Annotated in this window: 16 protein-coding genes; 10 read left to right on the top strand and 6 right to left on the bottom strand. The window is 56.5% G+C overall.

Features of this window, described 5'->3' with window-relative positions; all coding sequences use genetic code 11:
- Positions 1–74: 74 nt before the first annotated feature.
- On the top strand, positions 75–2,159 hold the full coding sequence (locus DFP98_RS15305; RefSeq protein WP_116061482.1) for an Ig-like domain-containing protein: 2,085 nt from the start codon (positions 75–77) through the stop codon (positions 2,157–2,159).
- Positions 2,160–2,298: 139 nt separating this feature from the next.
- Complete coding sequence (locus DFP98_RS15300; protein WP_116061481.1) at positions 2,299–2,559, top strand: DUF1294 domain-containing protein; 261 nt, start codon at positions 2,299–2,301, stop codon at positions 2,557–2,559.
- An 85-nt stretch (positions 2,560–2,644) separates the two neighbouring features.
- On the opposite strand, the gene DFP98_RS15295 is transcribed toward DFP98_RS15300, so the two are convergent.
- From DFP98_RS15295 to DFP98_RS15270, 6 genes are all read right to left on the bottom strand, one after another.
- Positions 2,645–3,496 (bottom strand): hypothetical protein, encoded by an 852-nt coding sequence (locus DFP98_RS15295; protein ID WP_147310199.1) that lies wholly within the window; start codon positions 3,494–3,496, stop codon positions 2,645–2,647.
- A 77-nt stretch (positions 3,497–3,573) separates the two neighbouring features.
- Positions 3,574–4,008, bottom strand: coding sequence for a bactofilin family protein (locus DFP98_RS15290; protein WP_116061479.1), 435 nt, complete (start codon positions 4,006–4,008; stop codon positions 3,574–3,576).
- Between the two features lie 2 nt (positions 4,009–4,010).
- Positions 4,011–5,015, bottom strand: a complete 1,005-nt coding sequence (locus DFP98_RS15285) for a peptidoglycan DD-metalloendopeptidase family protein (protein WP_116061478.1) — start codon at positions 5,013–5,015, stop codon at positions 4,011–4,013.
- Between the two features lie 368 nt (positions 5,016–5,383).
- Positions 5,384–6,562, bottom strand: coding sequence for an N-acetylglucosamine-6-phosphate deacetylase (nagA, locus tag DFP98_RS15280; protein ID WP_116061477.1), 1,179 nt, complete (start codon positions 6,560–6,562; stop codon positions 5,384–5,386).
- Positions 6,559–7,287: a glucosamine-6-phosphate deaminase gene (gene nagB, locus DFP98_RS15275; protein ID WP_116061476.1), complete on the bottom strand. Its 729-nt coding sequence runs from the start codon at positions 7,285–7,287 to the stop codon at positions 6,559–6,561. The genes nagA and nagB overlap by 4 nt, the downstream gene beginning before the upstream one ends.
- A complete protein-coding gene (locus DFP98_RS15270; RefSeq protein ID WP_116061475.1) occupies positions 7,284–8,153 on the bottom strand; it encodes a MurR/RpiR family transcriptional regulator in 870 nt (289 codons plus the stop codon). Before DFP98_RS15270 ends, nagB begins: the two co-directional genes overlap by 4 nt.
- Before the next feature lie 303 nt (positions 8,154–8,456).
- Here DFP98_RS15270 and DFP98_RS15265 point away from each other — a divergent pair, with 303 nt between their 5' ends.
- The 8 genes from DFP98_RS15265 to DFP98_RS15230 all read left to right on the top strand — a co-directional run bounded on the left by DFP98_RS15265 (position 8,457) and on the right by DFP98_RS15230 (position 19,625).
- Positions 8,457–9,158 (top strand): ABC transporter ATP-binding protein, encoded by a 702-nt coding sequence (locus DFP98_RS15265; protein WP_116061474.1) that lies wholly within the window; start codon positions 8,457–8,459, stop codon positions 9,156–9,158.
- Positions 9,133–10,164: an efflux RND transporter periplasmic adaptor subunit gene (locus DFP98_RS15260; RefSeq protein WP_116061473.1), complete on the top strand. Its 1,032-nt coding sequence runs from the start codon at positions 9,133–9,135 to the stop codon at positions 10,162–10,164. Before DFP98_RS15265 ends, DFP98_RS15260 begins: the two co-directional genes overlap by 26 nt.
- 33 nt (positions 10,165–10,197) lie before the next feature.
- Positions 10,198–13,074, top strand: a complete 2,877-nt coding sequence (locus tag DFP98_RS15255; RefSeq protein ID WP_116061472.1) for an ABC transporter permease — start codon at positions 10,198–10,200, stop codon at positions 13,072–13,074.
- A 3-nt stretch (positions 13,075–13,077) separates the two neighbouring features.
- Complete coding sequence (locus DFP98_RS15250; protein WP_116061471.1) at positions 13,078–13,974, top strand: ABC transporter ATP-binding protein; 897 nt, start codon at positions 13,078–13,080, stop codon at positions 13,972–13,974.
- A gap of 7 nt (positions 13,975–13,981) precedes the next feature.
- The gene (locus DFP98_RS15245) at positions 13,982–15,664 is read left to right on the top strand and encodes a response regulator (protein ID WP_116061470.1); all 1,683 of its coding nucleotides are present in this window, start codon (positions 13,982–13,984) and stop codon (positions 15,662–15,664) included.
- Entirely contained in the window at positions 15,661–17,421 is a 1,761-nt protein-coding gene (locus tag DFP98_RS15240) for a sensor histidine kinase (RefSeq protein ID WP_116061469.1), read from the top strand. The genes DFP98_RS15245 and DFP98_RS15240 overlap by 4 nt, the downstream gene beginning before the upstream one ends.
- Complete coding sequence (locus DFP98_RS15235) at positions 17,421–18,461, top strand: substrate-binding domain-containing protein (RefSeq protein WP_116061468.1); 1,041 nt, start codon at positions 17,421–17,423, stop codon at positions 18,459–18,461. Before DFP98_RS15240 ends, DFP98_RS15235 begins: the two co-directional genes overlap by 1 nt.
- A gap of 117 nt (positions 18,462–18,578) precedes the next feature.
- Positions 18,579–19,625 carry a galactose ABC transporter substrate-binding protein gene (locus tag DFP98_RS15230; RefSeq protein WP_116061467.1) on the top strand — a complete coding sequence of 349 codons (1,047 nt, stop codon included), beginning with the start codon at positions 18,579–18,581 and terminating at the stop codon, positions 19,623–19,625.
- Positions 19,626–19,995 lie beyond the last annotated feature (370 nt).

The following is a 19,995-nucleotide window of genomic DNA, read 5'->3' as shown; positions in this document are numbered from 1 at the left end:
GCGTCAAACCCTATACCGCAATATCCCGTTCAGTCTAATAAGGCGATCGGGCAGCGAATAGGAGGAGTAGCGGGATGAGAAAAATCGTAGCGGGAATGCTCGCGTTGCTGCTGATGTTAAGCGTTCCTTGGACCGCATGGGGAGCCTCGGGCTTAACGACGGATCAGAAGTTCGAGGAGCTTAGGCAGAAAGGCATATTTACAGGATTCTCCGACGGTAGCTCGCGTCTGTACGATCCGATGTCTCGGGAGCAGCTTGCCGCAGTGCTGTATCGACTGTTAAAGCTGCCGTCCGGAAGCTCGACGCCGAGCTATGACGATGTGCGGACAACTCGCTGGTCATTCCATGAGATCGAGGCGGTCGCCAGAGCGGGGCTAATGAACGGCACGAAGACAAGAACGTTCTCGCCGGCGAGCAACGTGACGGTGGAGCAGCTTGCCGCTATTCTGACAAGAAGCTACGGCTTGAGCGGCTCCGGTTCTACTCCGGTAGCTGGAAGAGTATCCCCGTGGGCAAGGGGGGCGGTCAGCATGGCGCTTGACCGCAAGCTTATTCCGCAGCTGAGCGACTATACGTTGGAGGCGACGCGAGGTTTGTTGGTGGAGGCGGCCTACGCGATTTACGAGCAGTCGAACGTCAAGCCGCTGTATGTACGTTCCGTTGAGCAATTGACGAACCAATCCATCGGCATTCAACTGTTCCAGAGAGCGGATCCGAACGACAAATCGATCGACAAAAGCCGTTTTCTCGTCAAGGACGTATACGGGAACACGCGCAACGTGCTGCAGGCGACGGTCTCCCAGGACGGGATGTCGATCGTGCTGTGGACGGATCGGCAGCTTGGAGGCGTGGTGCACACAGTTACGATCGACGGCGCGACATGGAGCTATACGTCCGCGCTGGAAGACACGACGAAGCCGCAGCTTGTGTCGCAGCCGGTCAAAGTGGCCCACCGGACATACGAGTTGACGTTCTCCGAGCCGGTAGAGACCAGTTCGGCGACGAACTCCGCCAATTATCGGTTGAACGGCGGTCTGCGGATTACGGGCGTTAAGCTGTCCGACGACAAACGCAAAGTTACGTTCACAACCTCGGAGCAGACGGACGGACGCAACTATCAGTTGACGGTGCAGAATGTTAAGGACCCGGCCGGCAATGTCATGGATACGCGCAGCGATCTGTATTTGACAGGCAGCAACGACAATGTGAAGCCGAAAGTGACCGAGGTGAAGGTCGATGTGACGACGGCGCTGATCACGGTAAAGTTCAGCGAGAAGATCGACCCTCAGCACGCAGTGCTGACAAATCACTATTCGATCGACAAAGGGCTGGCCGTGCTCCAAGCGACGCTTGAGAGCGACGGCAAAACCGTCACGCTGAGAACCGGACCGCAGCGCGACGCCACCTACTATACGCTGACGGTTGGCGGCATTCCCGACCTGGCCGGAAACGTGATGGATACGTCGACGAACTGGCGCTTCGGAGCCGTAGCCAATCCGGTCGAGCAGGCCGCCTTGCAGAGCGCGGTCGCCATCGACAAAAATACGGTGGAGCTGACGTTTACGCGGGCGCTGTCCGATGCGGATGTCGGCGGCGTTAAGCTTGTCGCCATGACGGACAACGGGAACGAGGTGTCCATGGCGGATTGGAGCGCATTCGTTCAGCGCAAGCCGGGAAGCGACAGAGCGGTGACGATTCAGTATCGCACGAAATCTTCGACCAATCCCGACCTGTTCCGCTCCGGGCATGTCTACACGGTCCGCGCTGCCGGCATAGCCGCGCTGAATACGACGGGCGGGGCCGACACGGCGGTATTTGCCGGCACGGTCGTCGACAATGCGGTTCCGTTTGTTACTCATGCGATTGTGCTTGATCGCTCCACGGTTAAGGTATTGTTCAGCGAGCCGGTTCGCAATGTGAAGACGTCCGCGTTCCAGCTTCGCGAGAAGGATGGACGCGGAAAAGATATCGACTATATCGAGCAGGGCGATCCGGGCAAGATCGTGACGGAAGCGGTGCTGAAGCTGGACGACGAGCTGAAGTCTAACCGCCAGTACGAATTGACGTTCCGTTCGAATACGATTACGGACGCGGCGGGCTGGAACGGGTGGAAGACCAAAGACGGAGACAATGCCTACGTTGTGCGATTTAACACGTAAATCAGAACCGCGTAGCCCATGATCGTATATCCAAATCCGAGCCGTCGCGTTACAATGGTCGAGAGGCTGTCCACGGCGCCGCGCTTGAGCGCGGCGCCGGACGGATCGGCAGGAAGAATCGGCATGGGAGGATTCGGGGATGTACGCGGTTGTCGGATATTTGATCGTCGTTAATCTGATTGCCTTTTATTTGATGGGCAGCGACAAGCAGAAGGCGAGAAGGCGCGAGCGGAGAATACCGGAGAGAACGCTGTTTCTCTCGGCGGTTATAGGAGGCTCGGCAGGTGCGATCGTTGGCATGAGCTTCTGGAGGCATAAGACGAAGCATGCTTCGTTCAGGTTCGGCATGCCGGCGATTTTGGTCGTCCAGCTTGCGCTCGCTTATTGGTATTGGAAGTAACGATTGTCTGACACAATGAAAAAAGGCTGATCTCCCGACCGTCGTCAAATGCGATCGAGAGATTAGCCTTTTCTTTTGTCGCTTCTTATGGCATCGACGCGAGCAGCTTCTCAAGCAGCTTGCGGGTGTCGTCCCATTTGTCTTCGGTTGCTCTTATACCGATAATCTGGCGCTCTCCGGCCATTTCGATGCCGTTAAACACGGAGCTGCCGGTAAGGTCGATGCCGTAAGCGGCTTCGGCCGTATCTTCTTCGGTTTTCGATTTTCGGAGCAGCTGCTCCGGAATTTTCAGACCGGTCTTCGCGACGAAATCGTCCAGCTTAACGAATAGTCCTTGTACGGCCAGACTCTGGAAGCTTAGCTCGTCGGTGACGTACAAATCGTCTTTTTCCGTAATCAGCATAAGCACGCTTTTTTGCTGCAGCGCCATGTCCTGCTGGCTCTGGATCTCACGCGGATTATAGACAAGAGTTGTCTTGATGCGCTGCCACTCGGGCACGAGCTTGAGCATATTTTGCTCCAGCAGCTCCATATCCGCGAAGTAGAAGTTGCCGAATACGCTTACCGCGAGGTTGGCGGGAGGCGTGTTGGCGGCTTCCCGTCTCTTGTCGACGCCTTCTTTGATCATATAGCCTCCAATGAGCACGATGAGGAGGCCGATGATGACATGAGTCTTGTAGTAGTAGAAAAAATGGCCGACTTTCGACTGCTTCTCCATTGTGCCGGATTTCTCCGATTCGATGCCGATGATGCGGTTGTAGGCTTGGTTGATTTCGCTCAGGTCGAGGGACTCTTCGTTCTCTTCGCCCGATTCGGAACGGGTTTTGCCCGACCGAGCCCGTTTCAGCAAAATAAAATACCGATTCTCTACCTGTTCGCGCGTTGCGTCCTCAGGCAGTCCCAACAATTCGTAAGCTTTTTTTAATTGCTCGTCCAATTCGGTCACTCCCGTCCGCCTTCCGTTCTGTCTGTCTATCTATGAATGATACACGAAGTGCGGAAGCTAGCGCAAACTTATCCGATTTTTTGGGCGGTCTTCGCCTCTCCGTCCGGTTTGCGCCCCGCCGCAGCGTTTCCTTCCGCCGCTTCGGCTTTCGTGCCGGCGTTCATCTCGCTTGTGCCGTGGAAAATACCGCCGGACTCGACGGACAGCTCCGGCGTCGACAAATTGCCGTGCAGCTTGCCGGTGGATTTGATCGTCAGCTTGCCCGTCGCCGCGACATTGCCGTCGACTTGTCCGGAAATAATAATGTTGCGCGCCTGAATGCGAGAGCGGGCGACTCCGCTTTCGCCGATCGTCACATCGCCCGCGCATTCGATGTCGCCGACGATCTGGCCCTCCACGCGCAGTCCGCCCTCCGATCGAATGCTGCCTTCGAATGATGTGCCTTCTCCGATCAGCGTATCGGTCGTATTCGGGTCGATTTTGCTTTTTTTCGCTTTGAACATCGTTACGGGCTCCTCCTTGACGCTTTCAGATAAGGCTCGGGATCGACGTGCTCTCCGTTTACGATCACCTCGTAATGAAGATGGGGACCGGTGCTGCGCCCTGTGGAGCCGAGCTCTCCGATAATATCGCCTTTGCGAACCTTATCGCCGACGGCGGCGATAATTTTGCTCATATGGGAGTAATGCGTCTGCAAGCCGTTCGAATGCTGAACCAGCACGTGGTTGCCGTGCGAGCTACTGCGATTCGCTTCGACGACGGTACCGTCCGCTGCCGCATAGATCGGATCTCCCGTTGTGCCGCCGATGTCGAGGCCGGCATGATAGGTCGCTCTGCGCGTAAACGGGTCCTTGCGGATGCCGAACGTCGACGTAACGCGGCGGGAGTCGGTCGGCCATATTGTCGGAGTGACGGCCAGCGCTTGAAGCTGTTTCGCTACCGATTCCTTGGTTAGCTCCAGCTTCGGCTTCATCGCCTCCAACTGGTCGTCTAACGACTGAAGATTGTCGCGCGTCCGGTCGACAAGCCTGTCCATCTCCGCTTTGTTGATCGGCAGCTCCTCTCCTCCCGTTCCGCCGTCCATAGCGATTTGTTCGCTTCCGTCGTCCGCTGCGTATGCCTGCGGAGATTTGGAGGAGGCGGAGGGATCGAGACCGACCATTTCCTTCAACTCGGATTCCAGCTCGTTGATATCCTGCAGCCGCGTAGCCATCGACTTCGTCTGCTCGGCCAGATCGGTCAGATCGGTTTGAAGCTCGTTGATATGCAAGTTTTTGTTTTCTAATATTTTCTCGTAGTCTCCGGTCGCCGCCGCCAGCTCCTGTTGGAGCTGTCCGACTCGCTCAATATTGTCCCGGTAGAGCAGGAACGCGGCAATGCAGCAGACGATCAGAACCCCGATCAACGCGCCCGCCCCCGCAATCGCCAGCGCCGATAGCTGAAATCGTTTTACCGAGCCGTTCGCATCCGGAATCACCATGAAGGTAAATTTCTTATTCCGCCAATTCATGACTTTCCTCCTGCATTTGTTCAAAATCGGTTTTCCCGATAGTCATCATGAGGAAGGTAATTCGACCTATTTGTCGGATAATCCTTTTTTTCTTGTAAAATTAGGATGAATTGTGACGACTCATGGCGAGAGCGGCCAACCGACGAATCCGCTCGCGTACGAACTTGTACGATTTATCCTATAAATCCACCAGCCCGGCCCCTCCAACGTCGTATTTTGTACGATTAATCGCATAAAATGGACGCATCGCCCAACAAAACAGCGCTATCTGTACGGTTTATCGTACAAATGCGCTCAAGTTCAAACCTATCAAAAAAAAGCGGCTCCCCGCCCGCCTCCAGGAGGCAAGGGAGAGCCGCTGCGCAATACTAAGCAAACAGCTTGCGGCCGTCGACCCATGTCGACTGCAAATTCAGCTCGTCGTCAAGCAGCAGGAAGTCCGCCTGCTTACCGACTTCAAGCGTGCCGATCGAGTCGTCCAGGCCAAGCTGACGCGCCGGATTGGCGCTGGCCATGCGGCTGGCGTCCGCCAGCTCAACGCCGACCTCCTTGACGAGGTAGCGCACGGCGCTGATCATCGTCAGCGTGCTGCCGGCGAGGCTGTCGTTCTCCTTCAGCCGGGCGACGCCGCATTTCATATGAACGGGCAGTCCGCCGAGATCGTAATCTCCGTCGGGCATGCCGGCGGCGGCCATCGCGTCGGTGACGAGAATGACGTTATGCACGCCCTTGGCGCGAGTTACGATTTTGATTCCCGCCGGGTGAACGTGGTGGCCGTCGGCGATGACTTCGGCGACGATGCGGTCGTCCGACAGCACCGCGCCGACGGTGCCCGGATTGCGGTGATGCAGCGGCGTCATTGCGTTAAACGTATGAGTAGCGTGGCGCAAGCCGTGGTCGGCCGCAGCGATAATCTGATCGTAGGTCGCGTCGGTATGACCGCAGCTCGGAACGATGTTGTTGGCCGCCAGCTTTTCGATGTATTCGAGCGAGCCTTCGAGCTCCGGCGCAAGCGTCTGCAGCTTGATGACGCCGGGGAAGCGGCTGACCCACTCCTCCAGCCATTCGGTCTGCGGAGGAAGAATGTAGGCGGGGTTCTGGGCGCCCTTCCATTTGACGCTGACGAACGGACCTTCCAGGTGCACGCCGACCAGCTTGGCGTAAGGCATCGGCTTGGACATGAAATCGGCGGCCACCTCGACCACCGCCGTCAATTCCTCCCGGGGAGCCGTCAGCGTCGTAGCGAGCATGCTCGTCGTTCCGTTCGAAGCATGAAATTTCGTAATTTCCCGAATACCGTCGGCATCGGCATCCATAAAATCGTGATTCGCGCCGCCGTGGACGTGAACGTCGACGAAGCCGGGAATCAGCCATGCGCCTTGAGCGTCAATCCGCTCAAGATCGGCGGACCCGCCGTCCAGTTCCGCAACGGCTCCGATTGCGGTAATTTTGCCGTCCTGGATCCGGACGTAGCCCTGCTCAATCGTACCGGCAGGGGCAAGCACTCGGGCGTTGACGACGAGCAGCTCCTTCAGCGCCCCGCTCATGCCAGTTTACCTGCTGCAGCGGAGTCGAGCAGCACGATCAGATTCGGATGCGTCTGCAGCAGCGAAGCCGGCACGTCGGTCGTGATCGGATCTTGCAGCGCCTTCTGGATAATGTCGGCTTTGTCCGCGCCCTTGACGACGAGCAAAATTTTCTTCGCCTTGAGGATCGTGCCTACGCCCATCGTTAGCGCCTGCTTCGGCACATCGTCGATCGAGTCGAAGAAGCGGGCGTTCGCTTCGCGCGTCTTCTCGGCCAGCTCGACGATATGCGTGCCTTTGATCAAAGCGTGCGCAGGCTCGTTGAAGCCGATGTGGCCGTTATGGCCAAGGCCGAGCAGCTGCAGGTCGATCTGTCCCGCCAGCTCGATCGCTTCGTCGTAGCGCGCGCATTCGGCTTCCAGATCGGACGCGTTGCCGTTCGGAATGTGGCGCTGCGCTTCAGGCAGGTCGATGTGCGCGAACAAATGGGTGTTCATATAGGTATAGTAGCTTTCAGGGTGATCGCTCTTCAGATTGACGTATTCGTCGAGGTTAAACGAAGTCGCATTGCGGAAGCTGACCATGCCTTTTTGAAAGTCGCTTACGATTTCCTTATAGATGCCGACCGGAGTTCCTCCGGTAGCCAGACCGAGCACCGCCCGCGGAACGGTTTGCACCTGGCTGACGATAATGTTGGCTCCCGCCAGGTTGAGCTTTTCTTCGCTGTCGAAAATCAGGATATTCATTTCGATTTTCTCTCCTCTTTGCCCATAGTGTAATGGTCAACCGTTAAATAAGATTGCTTCAGCCGGGGGACGTACACCTCGAAGTGCTCGCTGACCAGGCCGGTAAACAAGACGTCGATGACATGCAGCGTCGCCATTCGCGAAGCCATGTCGCCGCGGCGCATGCCCACCTCCGCGGAGGAGGTGAACAGCTTGATGCTTGCTTGCTCCGACAGCGAGTTCGCGCCGAAGCGGGTAATGGACAGCGTCGTCGCTCCGTTAGCGGCGGCGCAGCGCAGCGAGTGGATCGTCTCGGGCGTCTCTCCCGAATACGAAATGCCGATCGCAACGTCGTGCGACGTCAGCGAAGAGGCAGACGTCAATTGCAGATGCGGATCGGAGAATGCGGCCGCCGCTTTGCCGATCTGGATCAGCTTATGGAAGAAATCCTGCGCAACGATGCCCGAAGTCGCCGAGCCGTACAGGTCGACGCGCGACGCGCGGTGCAGCGCGTCGATCGCCAGCCGCAGCTGCGTCAGATCGAGCACTTGCGTCGTATCCGTAATCGAGCGCAGATGGTTAGCCGTAATCGCGGATACGACCTCATGCAGAGGATTGCCGGCTACGATGTCCTGATAGCGGTTTGTCGCCGCCGTCTGCTGGACGAGCTCGGTAGCCAGCCGCTGCTTGAAGTCGGGAAAGCTGTGGGAATGGAACGTTTTGCAAAAGCGCGAGATCGTCGACGGACTGCTTCCCGACTGCGCGGCCAGCTCCGTTATCGTCATCTGCACCGCTTCCTTCGGATGGCGGAGCAAATATTCGGCGAGCGCGCGTTCTTTCTGATGCAGACTGTCCAATCTCTCCCCAATGGCATTCAGTATGCTCATGGCGGACAACTCCGATTAGAAAATTAGTTTCTTCAAAACGTAATAATTCAAGAAAATCATTTTCATAAACATTCTACTGTAAATAACGGTTTCCTGCAATTGCGAAATCGGCGGCGGACTTGTGTGCAATCTACTCTAAATCGTGGCTTATCTTATTGAATTTGATACTTCCGCACTTTTATTGATTATTTCAAACTATACTTGTAAGAGTAGATTGACGCGCGTACATTCTCTTATTTATAGTAAAATCAGTATTGAAAATAATGGAAAAGCAGCGGCGTTCCGCCGAGGGGGAGAGCAGCGATGGCGAGCGGTGAGGCGGCCGGCAAGGAAATCATTCGCGCCGAAGGGATCAAGCGCGTATTCGGCAGAGGTTCCGGAGCGGTCACTGTGCTGAAGGACGTGGATATTCAATTGTTCCAAGGAAAGCTGGTTGCCTTGAAAGGGAGATCGGGTTCCGGCAAAACGACGCTGATCAATCTGTTAAGCGCGCTTGACCAACCCACCGAAGGGAAAATTACGTTTAACGGACGCGAGTTGACTTCGATGACCGGCAAGCAGAGGGACGAGGTCAGGCGCAAGGAGATGGGGCTCATCTTTCAATCGTTCGCTCTAATCCCTCTCATGTCGGCATATGAGAACGTCGAATTCGTGCTAAGGGTGTCCGGCTATCCGGCACAGGAGCGAAAACAAGCCGCGGTCGAGGCTCTGGAAAGAGTCGGATTAAAGCCGCGCATGCACCATCGTCCTTTCGAGCTGTCCGGGGGCGAGCAGCAGAGAACGGCCATTGCCCGCGCCATTGCGCACAAGCCGAAGCTGATTTTGGCGGATGAGCCTACGGCCGAGCTCGACAGTCGAACGGGGCTGCATATTATCAAAGTGTTCAGAGATCTTGTGGAGCGCAGCGGAATGACGATCGCGCTAACGACGCACGACCCGGCGATCATGGAAATCGTAGACCAAGTATACGAACTGGAGGATGGGCAAATTGTCTCGCATTCTTAGAAAAGTTGTTACTCTTGGAATCGCTTTCTCCATCGGCGGCGCGCTGGCCGGCTGTTCGCTGCTGCCTAAGGAAGAAGAAGCGCTTAAGCCGCCTCTCGTCAAGCCGAAGCAGGAAAACTATAAGACGGTCGCCGCGGACAAAGGATCGATCATCAAGTCGATCAACGGCAGCGGAGTGTTCGAATCGGAGGAGACAAGCTCCGCGCAATTTTCGGGGCAAGGGGGGCGAATCGACAAGATTCTCGTCAAATCCGGCGACAAGGTCAAGAAAGGGGATCTGCTCGCACAGCTGATCGTGGACGGCTTGGACATCCAGCTAAAGGAGCAGCAGCTTGCGTTGGAGAAGGCGAAATACGCCTTCCGGAATGCGCGCGATTCCGACGAGCAGGCATTCAAGATTGCCGGACTTCAGGTTGAGGTCGAACAATTGAAATACGACAGGCTCGATAAGCAGTTTAACTCCAAACAGCTGATCTCCGAAATCGACGGTCAGGTCGTGTTCGCCGAAACCCTTGTAGAAGGCGATTTCGTCGAGCCTTACCAGACGCTGGTTACGATTGCCGACCCTAGCAACATGCGCTTGGCCTTGCGAGCGGACAGCGGCGATTCCATCAAAGACGTACAGGTCGGATTGCCGGTGGAAGTCACCTACAAAGGTGAGAAGATAACCGGTACGGTTACGCAGACGCCTTCCTCCGCGCCGGAGACGACCAATCAGCGGCTGACCGAGAAATACGCGCGAACGCTGTACATTGATTTGCCGAGCATTCCGAAGGAGGCCAAAATCGGCTCGATCGCGGATGTGAAGATCGTTACGGAACAAAGGGACGATGTCGTGAAAATACCTCGCAGCGGCTTGCGCTCCTATCTTGGCCGCAATTTCGTGCGGGTGCTGGAGGACGATCAAAAGCTTCGCGAGGTCGACGTGGAGCCCGGCCTGGTCGGCTCGACGGAGGTCGAGATTGTTCAAGGGCTCAAGGAAGGCCAGCTCGTCGTGCTGCAATAAACGGGTTGCAAACGGTTGCAAGGAGGTAACGATTTGGCGCTCTTCATCATGATCATCCGTAAAATGATCAACAATAAATGGCTCGTCTTAAGCTTGTTTTTCGGCATCCTTATGACCGTAGCGCTCGTCGGCACGATGCCGATCTATTCGGAAGCGATATTGAGCCGCATGCTGGTCAAAGATTTGGAGACGTTCCAGAAAGAAAGAAATCTGTATCCGGGACAGCACTGGTCGCTGATCAGCTTTGGCAACGAAGACGCGGGGAAACGGACGTCGACGATCGATGCGATGGATCGGTACATCAAGCAGGAAGCCGGCCCGAGCTTCGGCGTTCCGGTCAAGGAGATCGTGCAGGAACTGCGTACCAAGTCGTTTCGAGTCTACACGGAGTACGATCCCGACAAGAAAAATGCGCCTACGGCCGCGATTCGCGCATACAGCGATCTCGACGCGCATATTAAGCTGCTGGACGGCCGGCTTCCCGCCGATAAGCCCGTGAACGGCGTCTACGAAGTGATGCTGACGGAGCAGGCGCTGATCCGGTTCGGGATCGTGCTGGATCAGGTATTGACGCTCAAGGACAACAGCATCCAGGGAACGGTCAAAATCAAACCGGTCGGCATGTTAACGAAAAAGGAGGACGACGATCCGTATTTTCGCAATGCGAGCCTGAGCGATCTGGGCGCCTCGTTCGTCGTCGACGACGGGCTGTTCGAGAACGAGTTCATTCGGGGCGGGACGATTCCGGTCGCTGCGTCGGGATGGTACGTTCTGTTGGATTACACGAAGATGGGATTGCGCAACGTCAACGATTTTCTGGCTACCGACAAGGCGATCCGGGACGAGGCGAAGAAGAAGGTTCCCGTTTTTCAGGCCGAATTTACCGCTCCGAGCATCCCCGTCATCGAGAAATATTTCGAGCGGTCCAAGCAGCTCGGCAAGCTGATGTGGTCCTTGAACGTTCCCGTGTTGATTATGCTCGGGTTCTATATGTTCATGGTGTCCAATCTCATCATCGACCGCCAGAAGAACGAGATCGCCGTTCTGCGCAGCCGCGGCGCGGCAAGATGGCAGGTCGTCGCTTCGTTCGCGATCGAGGTTCTGCTGCTCTGCGCGGCGGCATGGCTGATCGGCCCGTTCCTCGGCATGTGGCTGACGAAGGTGCTGGGCGCGTCCAACGGTTTTCTGGAGTTCGTGCAGCGCAGCAGCATGACGGTTCGCATCAACGAGCAGGCCTATCTGTACGGAGGAATAGCGGCCGGCGCTTCGTTCCTGATGATGCTCGTGCCGGTGCTGCTTGCGACCCGGGTGTCGATCGTCGGCCATAAGCAGCAGCTGGCGAGAATGCAGAAGACGCCGTTCTGGCACAAGACGTTTCTGGACGTGCTGGCGCTTGCGACCGCGTTTTACGGACTGTATTCTTTTCGCAACAGACTTAAAGCTCTGCAAAGCCTCGGACTAGGCGAGGACGATCTGAGACTCGATCCGCTGCAATTCGTCATGCCCGCCCTGTTCGTCGTCGGCGCGGGGCTGCTTATTCTAAGATTGTATCCGCTCATGCTGAAACTGATCTACTGGGCCGGACGCAAATGGTGGTCGCCGTCCCTGTACGCTTCGTTGATTCAAGTCGGTCGGTCGAGCGGACAATATCAGTTTTTGATGATTTTCCTGATCATGACGATCGCGATCGGGGTGTTCAGCGCGGGAGCCGCGCGAACGATCAACATCAATATGGAGGAGCGCACCCGCTACGCGATCGGCGCGGACGTCGTCCTGCAGTCCCAATGGCCGAACGACAAGCCGCCGCCGGCTCCGCCGGGGTTCGGGCCGCCGGATCCGGCAGAGGCCGCGAAGGCGAGTGCGCCCGTTCATTATCTGGAGCCGAGCTTCGAGCCGTTTCGGAATTTGACCGGCGTAGAGGATGCGGCCAAAGTGTTTGTAAAGAAGGACGCCTCCTTCTCGGCGGACAGCAAGCTGGGAACGATAACGCTGCTCGGCATCGACACGGACGATTTCGGACGAACGGCTTGGTTTCCCGACCACTTGCTGAATTACCCGCTTTACGACTATTTAAATTTGATCGCGGCAGACCCGCGGGGCGTGCTGATCTCCAAGACGCTGGCCGAACAGCGGTCGGTCAAGGTAGGCGACACAATCAGCATCGGCTGGGAGAATGTCGATTATCAGCCGTTTGTCGTGTTCGCCATTATCGATTATTTTCCGACCTTTAACCCCAACCCGCCGCTGGGCACCGCGACCTCCGCGGGCGGGAAGCTGAACGCGCCTCCGATGCTCGTCGTCGGCAATTTGAACCGGATTCAGTTCCAGCTTGCGCTCGAGCCCTACCAGGTCTGGCTGAAGCTGAAGCCGGGAGCGGGGTCGCAGGAGCTGTATGAAAGCTTTCAGGAACAGAAGATTCCGCTTACGTCGATCGTGAATGCGAGAGAAGAATTGGCGAAGGTGAAGAGCGATCCGTTCCTGCTGGCGCTGAACGGAATATTGACGCTCGGCTTTATGATTTCGATCGCCGTCAGCTTCGTCGGATTTTTGCTGTATTGGATTTTGTCGTTAAAAGGGCGAACGCTGCAAAACGGTATCATGCGCGCGATCGGGGTGTCGCTGCGGAAGCTGATCGGCATGCTGGCGATGGAGCAGCTGCTTACGTCCGGCGCGGCCGTGCTTATAGGCGTTCTGATCGGCAACTTGGCCAGTCGGCTGTTCGTGCCGAACTTCCAGATCGCGTTTAATCCGGGCAGCCTCGTTCCTCCGTTTAAGGTTATTTTCGAAGCGATCGATTTCGTGCGCTTGTATTCCGTCGTAGCCTTTATGCTGGCTCTGGGACTCGGCATTTTGTCTTATATGCTCTCCCGCATTCGTGTTCATCAAGCGCTGAAGCTGGGGGAGGATTAGGCGATGATTACTTGCGAGGGCTTGGTCAAAATTTACAAGGCGGCCGATCTCGAGGTATTCGCTTTGCAGGGATTGGACCTGCAGATCGAAGCCGGCGAGCTGATGGCGATTATCGGCAACAGCGGCAGCGGCAAATCGACGCTGATGAATATGCTCGGCGGATTGGATCGGCCGACGGCCGGCAAGCTGGAGATCGACGGCAAAAACATGCTGAAGATGGGCGAGCGGGATCTGGTCCGCTACAAGCGGGAGAGCGTCGGCTTCGTCTGGCAGAATAACGCGCGTAATTTGATTCCTTATTTGACGGCGCTTGAGAACGTGGAGCTGCCGATTTTGCTCAGAGGCAGGCGCAAGCGGCTTCGCGCGCTGGAGCTGCTCGAAGCGGTCGGTCTGACCCATCGCAAAAACAACAAGCTGCATCAGCTGTCCGGAGGAGAACAGCAGCGCGTGGCGATCGCCATCGCGCTGGCCAATCACCCGAAGCTGCTGCTGGCCGACGAGCCGACCGGTTCGGTCGATTCGAAGATGGCCGACCAGATTCTCGATCTGTTCCGGGAGCTGAACAGAACGATCGGCATTACCGTCGTCATCGTCACGCACGACCCGCTGCTGGCGAAGAAGGTCGACCGCGTCGTCGCGATTCGCGACGGCAAAATTTCCTCGGAAATGCTGCGACGCAAATCCTACGCCGAAGAGCTGGCCGAGCTGGAGCTGGGCATCGCCCAATCGGAGGAGGATTCGCACGTCGAATTCGCGATCCTCGACAAAGCGGGCCGCTTGCAGGTTCCGGCCGCTTATCTGGAGTCGATCGGGGTTAAGGATTCGAATAAAGTCAAACTTGAGCTGGCCGACGGAAAAATCGTGCTGACCTCTCCGGAGGCGTCTGGCGGAGAGGAATAACGGAACGATGTATAAATTGATATTGGTAGACGACGAGGCGGATGTGCGGGAGGGCGTGCTCGGCGAAATCGACTGGGAGACGAACGGCTACGCGGTGATCGGCGTGGCCGAAAACGGGCGCGAAGCGCTGGAACTGGTCGAGAAGTCGGCGCCCGATGTCGTCGTGACCGACATTCGGATGCCGTTTATGGACGGTCTTCAGCTTGCCGAACGTATCCGCTCCGCATACCCGTCGACGAAGATCATTATTCTGACCGGATACGACGAGTTCGAATATGCACGCAAAGCGATCCACCTGAATATCGAGGAATTCGTGCTAAAGCCTTTTTCCGCGGGGGATTTATTGCAGGCACTGCGCAAAGTAAAGGGAAATCTCGATGCGGAGCTGGCGGAGAAAGCCAATCTCGATTCTTTGCAGGAGCATTACCGTCGCAGCATTCCCGTTCTGACGGAACTGTTCCTCGTATCGCTCATTACCCGTCAGCTTGCTCCGCACGATATTCGCGAGAAAACGGAGCATTACGGAATGTCGCTGGAAGGCCGTCACTACGCAGTCTCCGTCATACAGCTCGACGGTCCGACTCCGGAGGGCGAATCCGGCGGCGCCGAACGCAGCCCGAGTCGGCTTCGGTTCGACTTCGAGCTTCAGAGCTTTGCCGTACGCAATATTGCCGAGGAGATCGTCTCCGCCCACGGCGGGAGAGGCTACGTGTTCCAGCACAGCAACGGCGTCGTGCTGATCGAGATCAGCCAGCAGTCCGATCCCGAAGCCGTACGCGTCGGCACAGCCGCCTTGCTCGAAGAAATTCGCCACAATGTAGAAAAGTATATTAGAAGAACGGTCACGATCGGAACCGGTGCAGTGACGTCCAGTCTGACCGATGTCAAATACGCCTATGCGGACGCTCAGGCCGCGCTGGATTATCGCATTTTGCTGGGCAACAACCGCATTATCGCCATCGAGGACGTCGAGGGCCGCACCGTCGCTCCCATTCGCTTCGACGAGCTGCAGGAGCAGGCCTTCCTGCGCTGCTTAAAGGTCGGTACCGCGGAGGAGATGGAAGCGATCGTCGACGGTCTGTTCGCGCCGCTGATCGCGGCCGAATCGTCCTGCTCCTTCCGCGACGCGCAAATTTTTCTGCTGCAGATCGTCACGGCGATGCTGAAGGTGTCGCAGGAGCCGATGCGGCGGACGTTCCAGGAATCTGCGCTCGGACCGGCCGGCGAACGCGCCGCGTCCGGCGATTGGGTGAAGGAGATTACCCAATTTGCCGGCCTGGGGGAAGCGAAAGCGTGGGTCATCGCCACTTGCGCCGCCATGATGAGCCGCATTGCCAGCGAGCGCCAAAGCACCTATCACTCGCTCGTCGAGCAGGCGATCCAATACACGAAAGCCCATTACGCGGACGACGATCTGTCCATTGCCAAAGTGTGCGCCCAGCTTCACATTAGCCCAGGCTATTTCAGCAGCGTCTTCAAACGGGAGACCAAATCGACCTATGTTAACTATCTGCTGCATTTGCGCATGGAGACGGCCAAGGAAATGCTGCTGACGAGTGAGCTCAAGACGTTCGAAATTGCCGAAGCGGTCGGCTACGCGGACCCGAATTATTTTAGCTTCAGCTTTAAGAAATACGTCGGTTTGTCCCCCAAGGACTACCGAAGCCGCGGAAGGGGGGAGCCGTTATGAGGCCCTTCCCGCCGCGGCTTTTCCGCTTCAAGAGCATCCAATTTCTGATCATGGCTTCATTCACGGCGATGACCGTGCTCGTCGTTGTGCTTGTCAGCATCGTTCTCTACAACAAATTCAATCGCACCGCAGAGAACAACGCCTTCCTGAGCAACCAGCAGGTCATCTATCAGGTAGCGTCCAACCTGGAATATTACATTCGCAGCATGACGGTCGTATTCTCCTCCGTCGAGTACGAGATCAAGGCGGCCGGCGAATTGCCGGACAAGGCGCTGACCGAGCGCATGAACACGATTTTCCGGACGCGGGAAGACCTGGTGACGATCGGTTTGTTCACGGAATCGGGCCAACGGATCACGTCTCTCCCCGCGGCGGACATGCGCGGGAATACGCATCTGACTTCCCAGAGCTGGTTTCGTTCCGCCGTCGAGAATCCGAATCATCTCAGCTTTTCCATCCCGCATGTCCAGAATCTTTTTAAGAGCAGTTATAAATGGGTCGTGTCGATGAGCAAAGGAATCAAGCTGCCTCTAGCCAATGGGGAAGAGATGAACGCAGTGCTGCTCGTCGACGTGAACTTCAAGATGATCGACGATCTGTCCCGCAGCGTGAAGCTCGGGCAGAAAGGATACGCCTACATCATTGACGATTCGGCCGGCAACATCATCTACCACCCGCAGCAGCAGCTCATTTATGCGGGGCTGAAGTACGAGAACGTGGAGCAGGCGCTCAAATATACGTACGGAAGCTATTTCGACGACTCTACCGGAGTGGACAGGCTTATCACGATTCAGACGGTCAGCAACGTCGGTTGGAAAATCGTCGGCGTGTCCTACATGGACGAGATCGTGACTACGCAGAAGGAGATCAATACGTTCCTCTTCTGGCTGCTGCTTGCCGTTCTTGCTTTCGTGCTGTTGATTACTCTCTATATGTCGGCCAAAATCTCCCAGCCGATCAAGCGCCTGGAGAAATCGATGCAACTGGTGGAGCGGGGAAACTTCGACATCCATATTCCGATTCGCCGCGACGACGAGGTCGGACGGCTGTCCCGACGCTTCAATCTGATGGTGAACCGCATTCGCGAGCTGATGAACCAAAATATTTACGAGCAGGAGGCGAAGCGCAAAAGCGAGCTTGAAGTGCTGCAATCGCAAATTCATCCGCACTTTCTGTACAACACGCTGAATTCGGTCGTTCGGATGGCCGGCACGGGCAAAAACGAGGACGTCATCACGATGATCACCTCGTTGTCGAGGTTTTTCCGGATCAGCCTGTCCAGGGGGGAGCGTTTTATCCCGGTTGCCGACGAGCTTGAGCATATTCGCCATTATTTGATTATCCAGAAAATGCGCTACAAAAATAAATTCGAGTTCGAGATCGACGCGGAGGAGGCGGCGTTGCAGTGCAGGACGCTTAAGCTTGTTTTGCAGCCGCTCGTCGAAAACGCGATTTACCACGGCATAGAACCGAGCGTGGACCAAGGCTTGATCCGTATCCGCGCAGGCATCGAGGAAGGAAAGCTGATGCTGCGGGTCGAGGACAACGGAATCGGCATTCCTCCCGCTAAGCTGAAAACGTTGCTGACCGAAACAAGCCTTGGCAACGACGAGGGCACGGGCATCGGATTGAGGAACGTACACGAACGAATACGGCTGAATTACGGCGAAGAGTACGGTTTGCATATAGAGAGCGAGCGCGAGGAGGGCACGACCGTTACCGTCAGGCTGCCGTGCCGGCAGGAGGGACCGAAATAATGAGGGGAAAAGCGGCTGCTGCCGTTGTCGTTACCGCCAAGCAGGATCGGGGAAGGGGAGGAATAATGAGGAGAATAGCGGTTGCGGTCGCGACCGCGAGCATCTTTGCGCTGCTGCTCTCCGCATGCGGCTGGGGCGAGGATATTCGCACCGTTCCGAGGGAGCAGCGGAACATCGCGCTGATCGTCAAAAACAAAGACGGAGAGTTTTGGAATACGGTGAAAATGGGCGCGGAAGCGGCGGCGAAGGAATTTAACGTCAAGCTTGTTTTCGACGGTCCGACGAATGAGATCGATACGGAGACGCAAGTCGAGCTGGTGAACAAATATTTGGTGTACGGGACGGAAGGGCTTGTCCTTGCCGCCAACGATTTCGTTCAATTGGCGGACTCGGTCGCCAAGGCGGATAAGCTGGGCGTCCCCGTCGTCACGATCGAATCCGAGGTGGATTCGCCCAAGGTGACCAGCTTCATCGGCATCGACAACTACGAAGCGGGTCGCAAGGCGGCGCAGAAGATGCAGGAGCTGACCAAGGACAAAGGCCGGTTCGTTATTTTGAACTTCTTGAAGGGCTCGCGCAATGCCGAGAGGCGGGAGCGGGGCATCCGGGACGAATGGGCGGATTCGCCGGACATGCAGGTGCTGGAGACGGTCTATTGCGATTCGTCGGCTGCAAGCTGCGGCCAAGCCACCATCGACATTCTGCGCAAGTACGGGCATATCGACGGAATTCTCGCGCTCAATTCGGCGGCTTCCATCGGAGCGGCGGAGCAGCTGCAGAAATTGGGCAAGGACGGCCTGGTCAGGCTCGTCGCCTTCGATAATACGCCCGAGGAGCTGGAATGGCTGCAGGAGGGGGTCATTCAGGCGACCGTCATTCAAAACCCGTTCAGCATGGGCTACTTGGGCGTCAAAACCGTCGTCGAGGCGATCGATCGGCAGAAGGTTGCCGCTAGAATCGACACCGGAACGAAAGTGATCGACGCAGAAAATATGTTTTGGTCGGACAATCAGAAGATGCTGTTTCCGTTCGTGCAATAGCGAAGAGACATGAGGATTTCGATAGAAATGAGGAGGATTTTGAATTCGAATTTCCGTTGGGATCGGACATAATCGAGCTGTAAGCAAACAAACAGATTCGAGGAGGTCAATAGCAGGATGAAGAAAAAAGCACTTACTGTTCTCGTTGCGGGAGCGATGCTGACGGCGGTGACCGCAGGCTGCAGCTCGAACAACGGCGACGGCTCGTCTTCGGGAGGCAAGAGCAGCGGCGGTGAAAGCACGATCGGGGTCGCCATCTACAAATTCGACGATACGTTCATGACCGGCGTTCGCAACGCGATCGAGAGCGCCGCTTCCGGCAAAGCCAAGGTTGACATCGTTGACAGCCAGAACTCCCAGCCTACTCAGAACGATAAAGTGGATCTGTTTGTTTCCAAGAAGTACAACGCGATGGCGATCAACCCCGTAGACCGTACGGCGGCGGGAGTCATTATCGAGAAGGCGCAGAAAGCGAACATCCCGGTCGTCTTCTTCAACCGCGAGCCGCTGGCGGACGACATGAAGAAATGGGATAAAGTATACTACGTCGGCGCGAAGGCCGAGCAGTCCGGTACGATGGAAGGCGAGCTGCTCGTCGACTATTGGAAGGCGCATCCGGAAATGGACAAAAACAAGGACGGCGTACTGCAATACATTATGCTGAAGGGCGAGCCGGGACATCAGGACGCGGAGCTGCGGACGAAGTTCTCGATCCAGGCGATCGAAGACGCCGGCATCAAGGTCGAGAAGCTGGCCGAGGATACGGCGATGTGGGACCGCGTCAAGGCGCAGGACAAAATGGCGACGTTCCTGTCCGCGCACGGAGACAAGATCGAGGCCGTGCTTGCGAACAACGACGATATGGCGCTGGGCGCGATCGAAGCGTTGAAGGCGGCCGGCTATTTCAAGGACGACAAATTCCTTCCGGTCGTCGGCGTAGACGCCACGGCTCCGGCGCTGCAGGCGCTGTCCGACGGAACGCTGCTCGGCACCGTGCTTAACGACGCGAAGAACCAGGGAGCCGCGACGCTTAATCTGGCCGTCGCGCTCGCCAAAGGCGAGACCCCTTCCAAGGATAATTCCGGCTACGACATTACGGACGGCAAGTACGTATGGGTGCCTTACAAGAAAATCACGAAGGACAATATGGACGACGCCAAGTAAGGGGAATAGGGCGGGGAGCGGGCAAGCCTTGCGCCGCATCCCCGCCCTTGTTCGCATAAGAGATAAATCGTGCAGACACCGATCGTGCAGACACTGATCGTGCAAACACCGCGATTCTGTCAGTTGATGCGTTCAACTTTATGCGGTTTATCGTACAAAAACGGCGCTAGAAAGGTCGAGTTAATAGATTTGTACGATGAATCGTACAAAGTGAGCTCAATTTAACAAAGCGGGATGAGTTTTGAACGAAATTCCAGCTAAAAGCTGGCGAGTGGCGAACGGCCTAATCGCAGGAACGATCAGATCCTCTTTCGAACGCGATACTGCGTCTAGAGGACGCCAAGGTGTTTTGGCTTGGTCCGGCGGCAAT

Source organism: Cohnella phaseoli (assembly GCF_003386235.1).
Lineage (GTDB): Bacteria > Bacillota > Bacilli > Paenibacillales > Paenibacillaceae > Cohnella > Cohnella phaseoli.
Note: the sequence above shows the minus strand (reverse complement) of the source record. Positions and strands in the feature narration are given on the sequence as shown.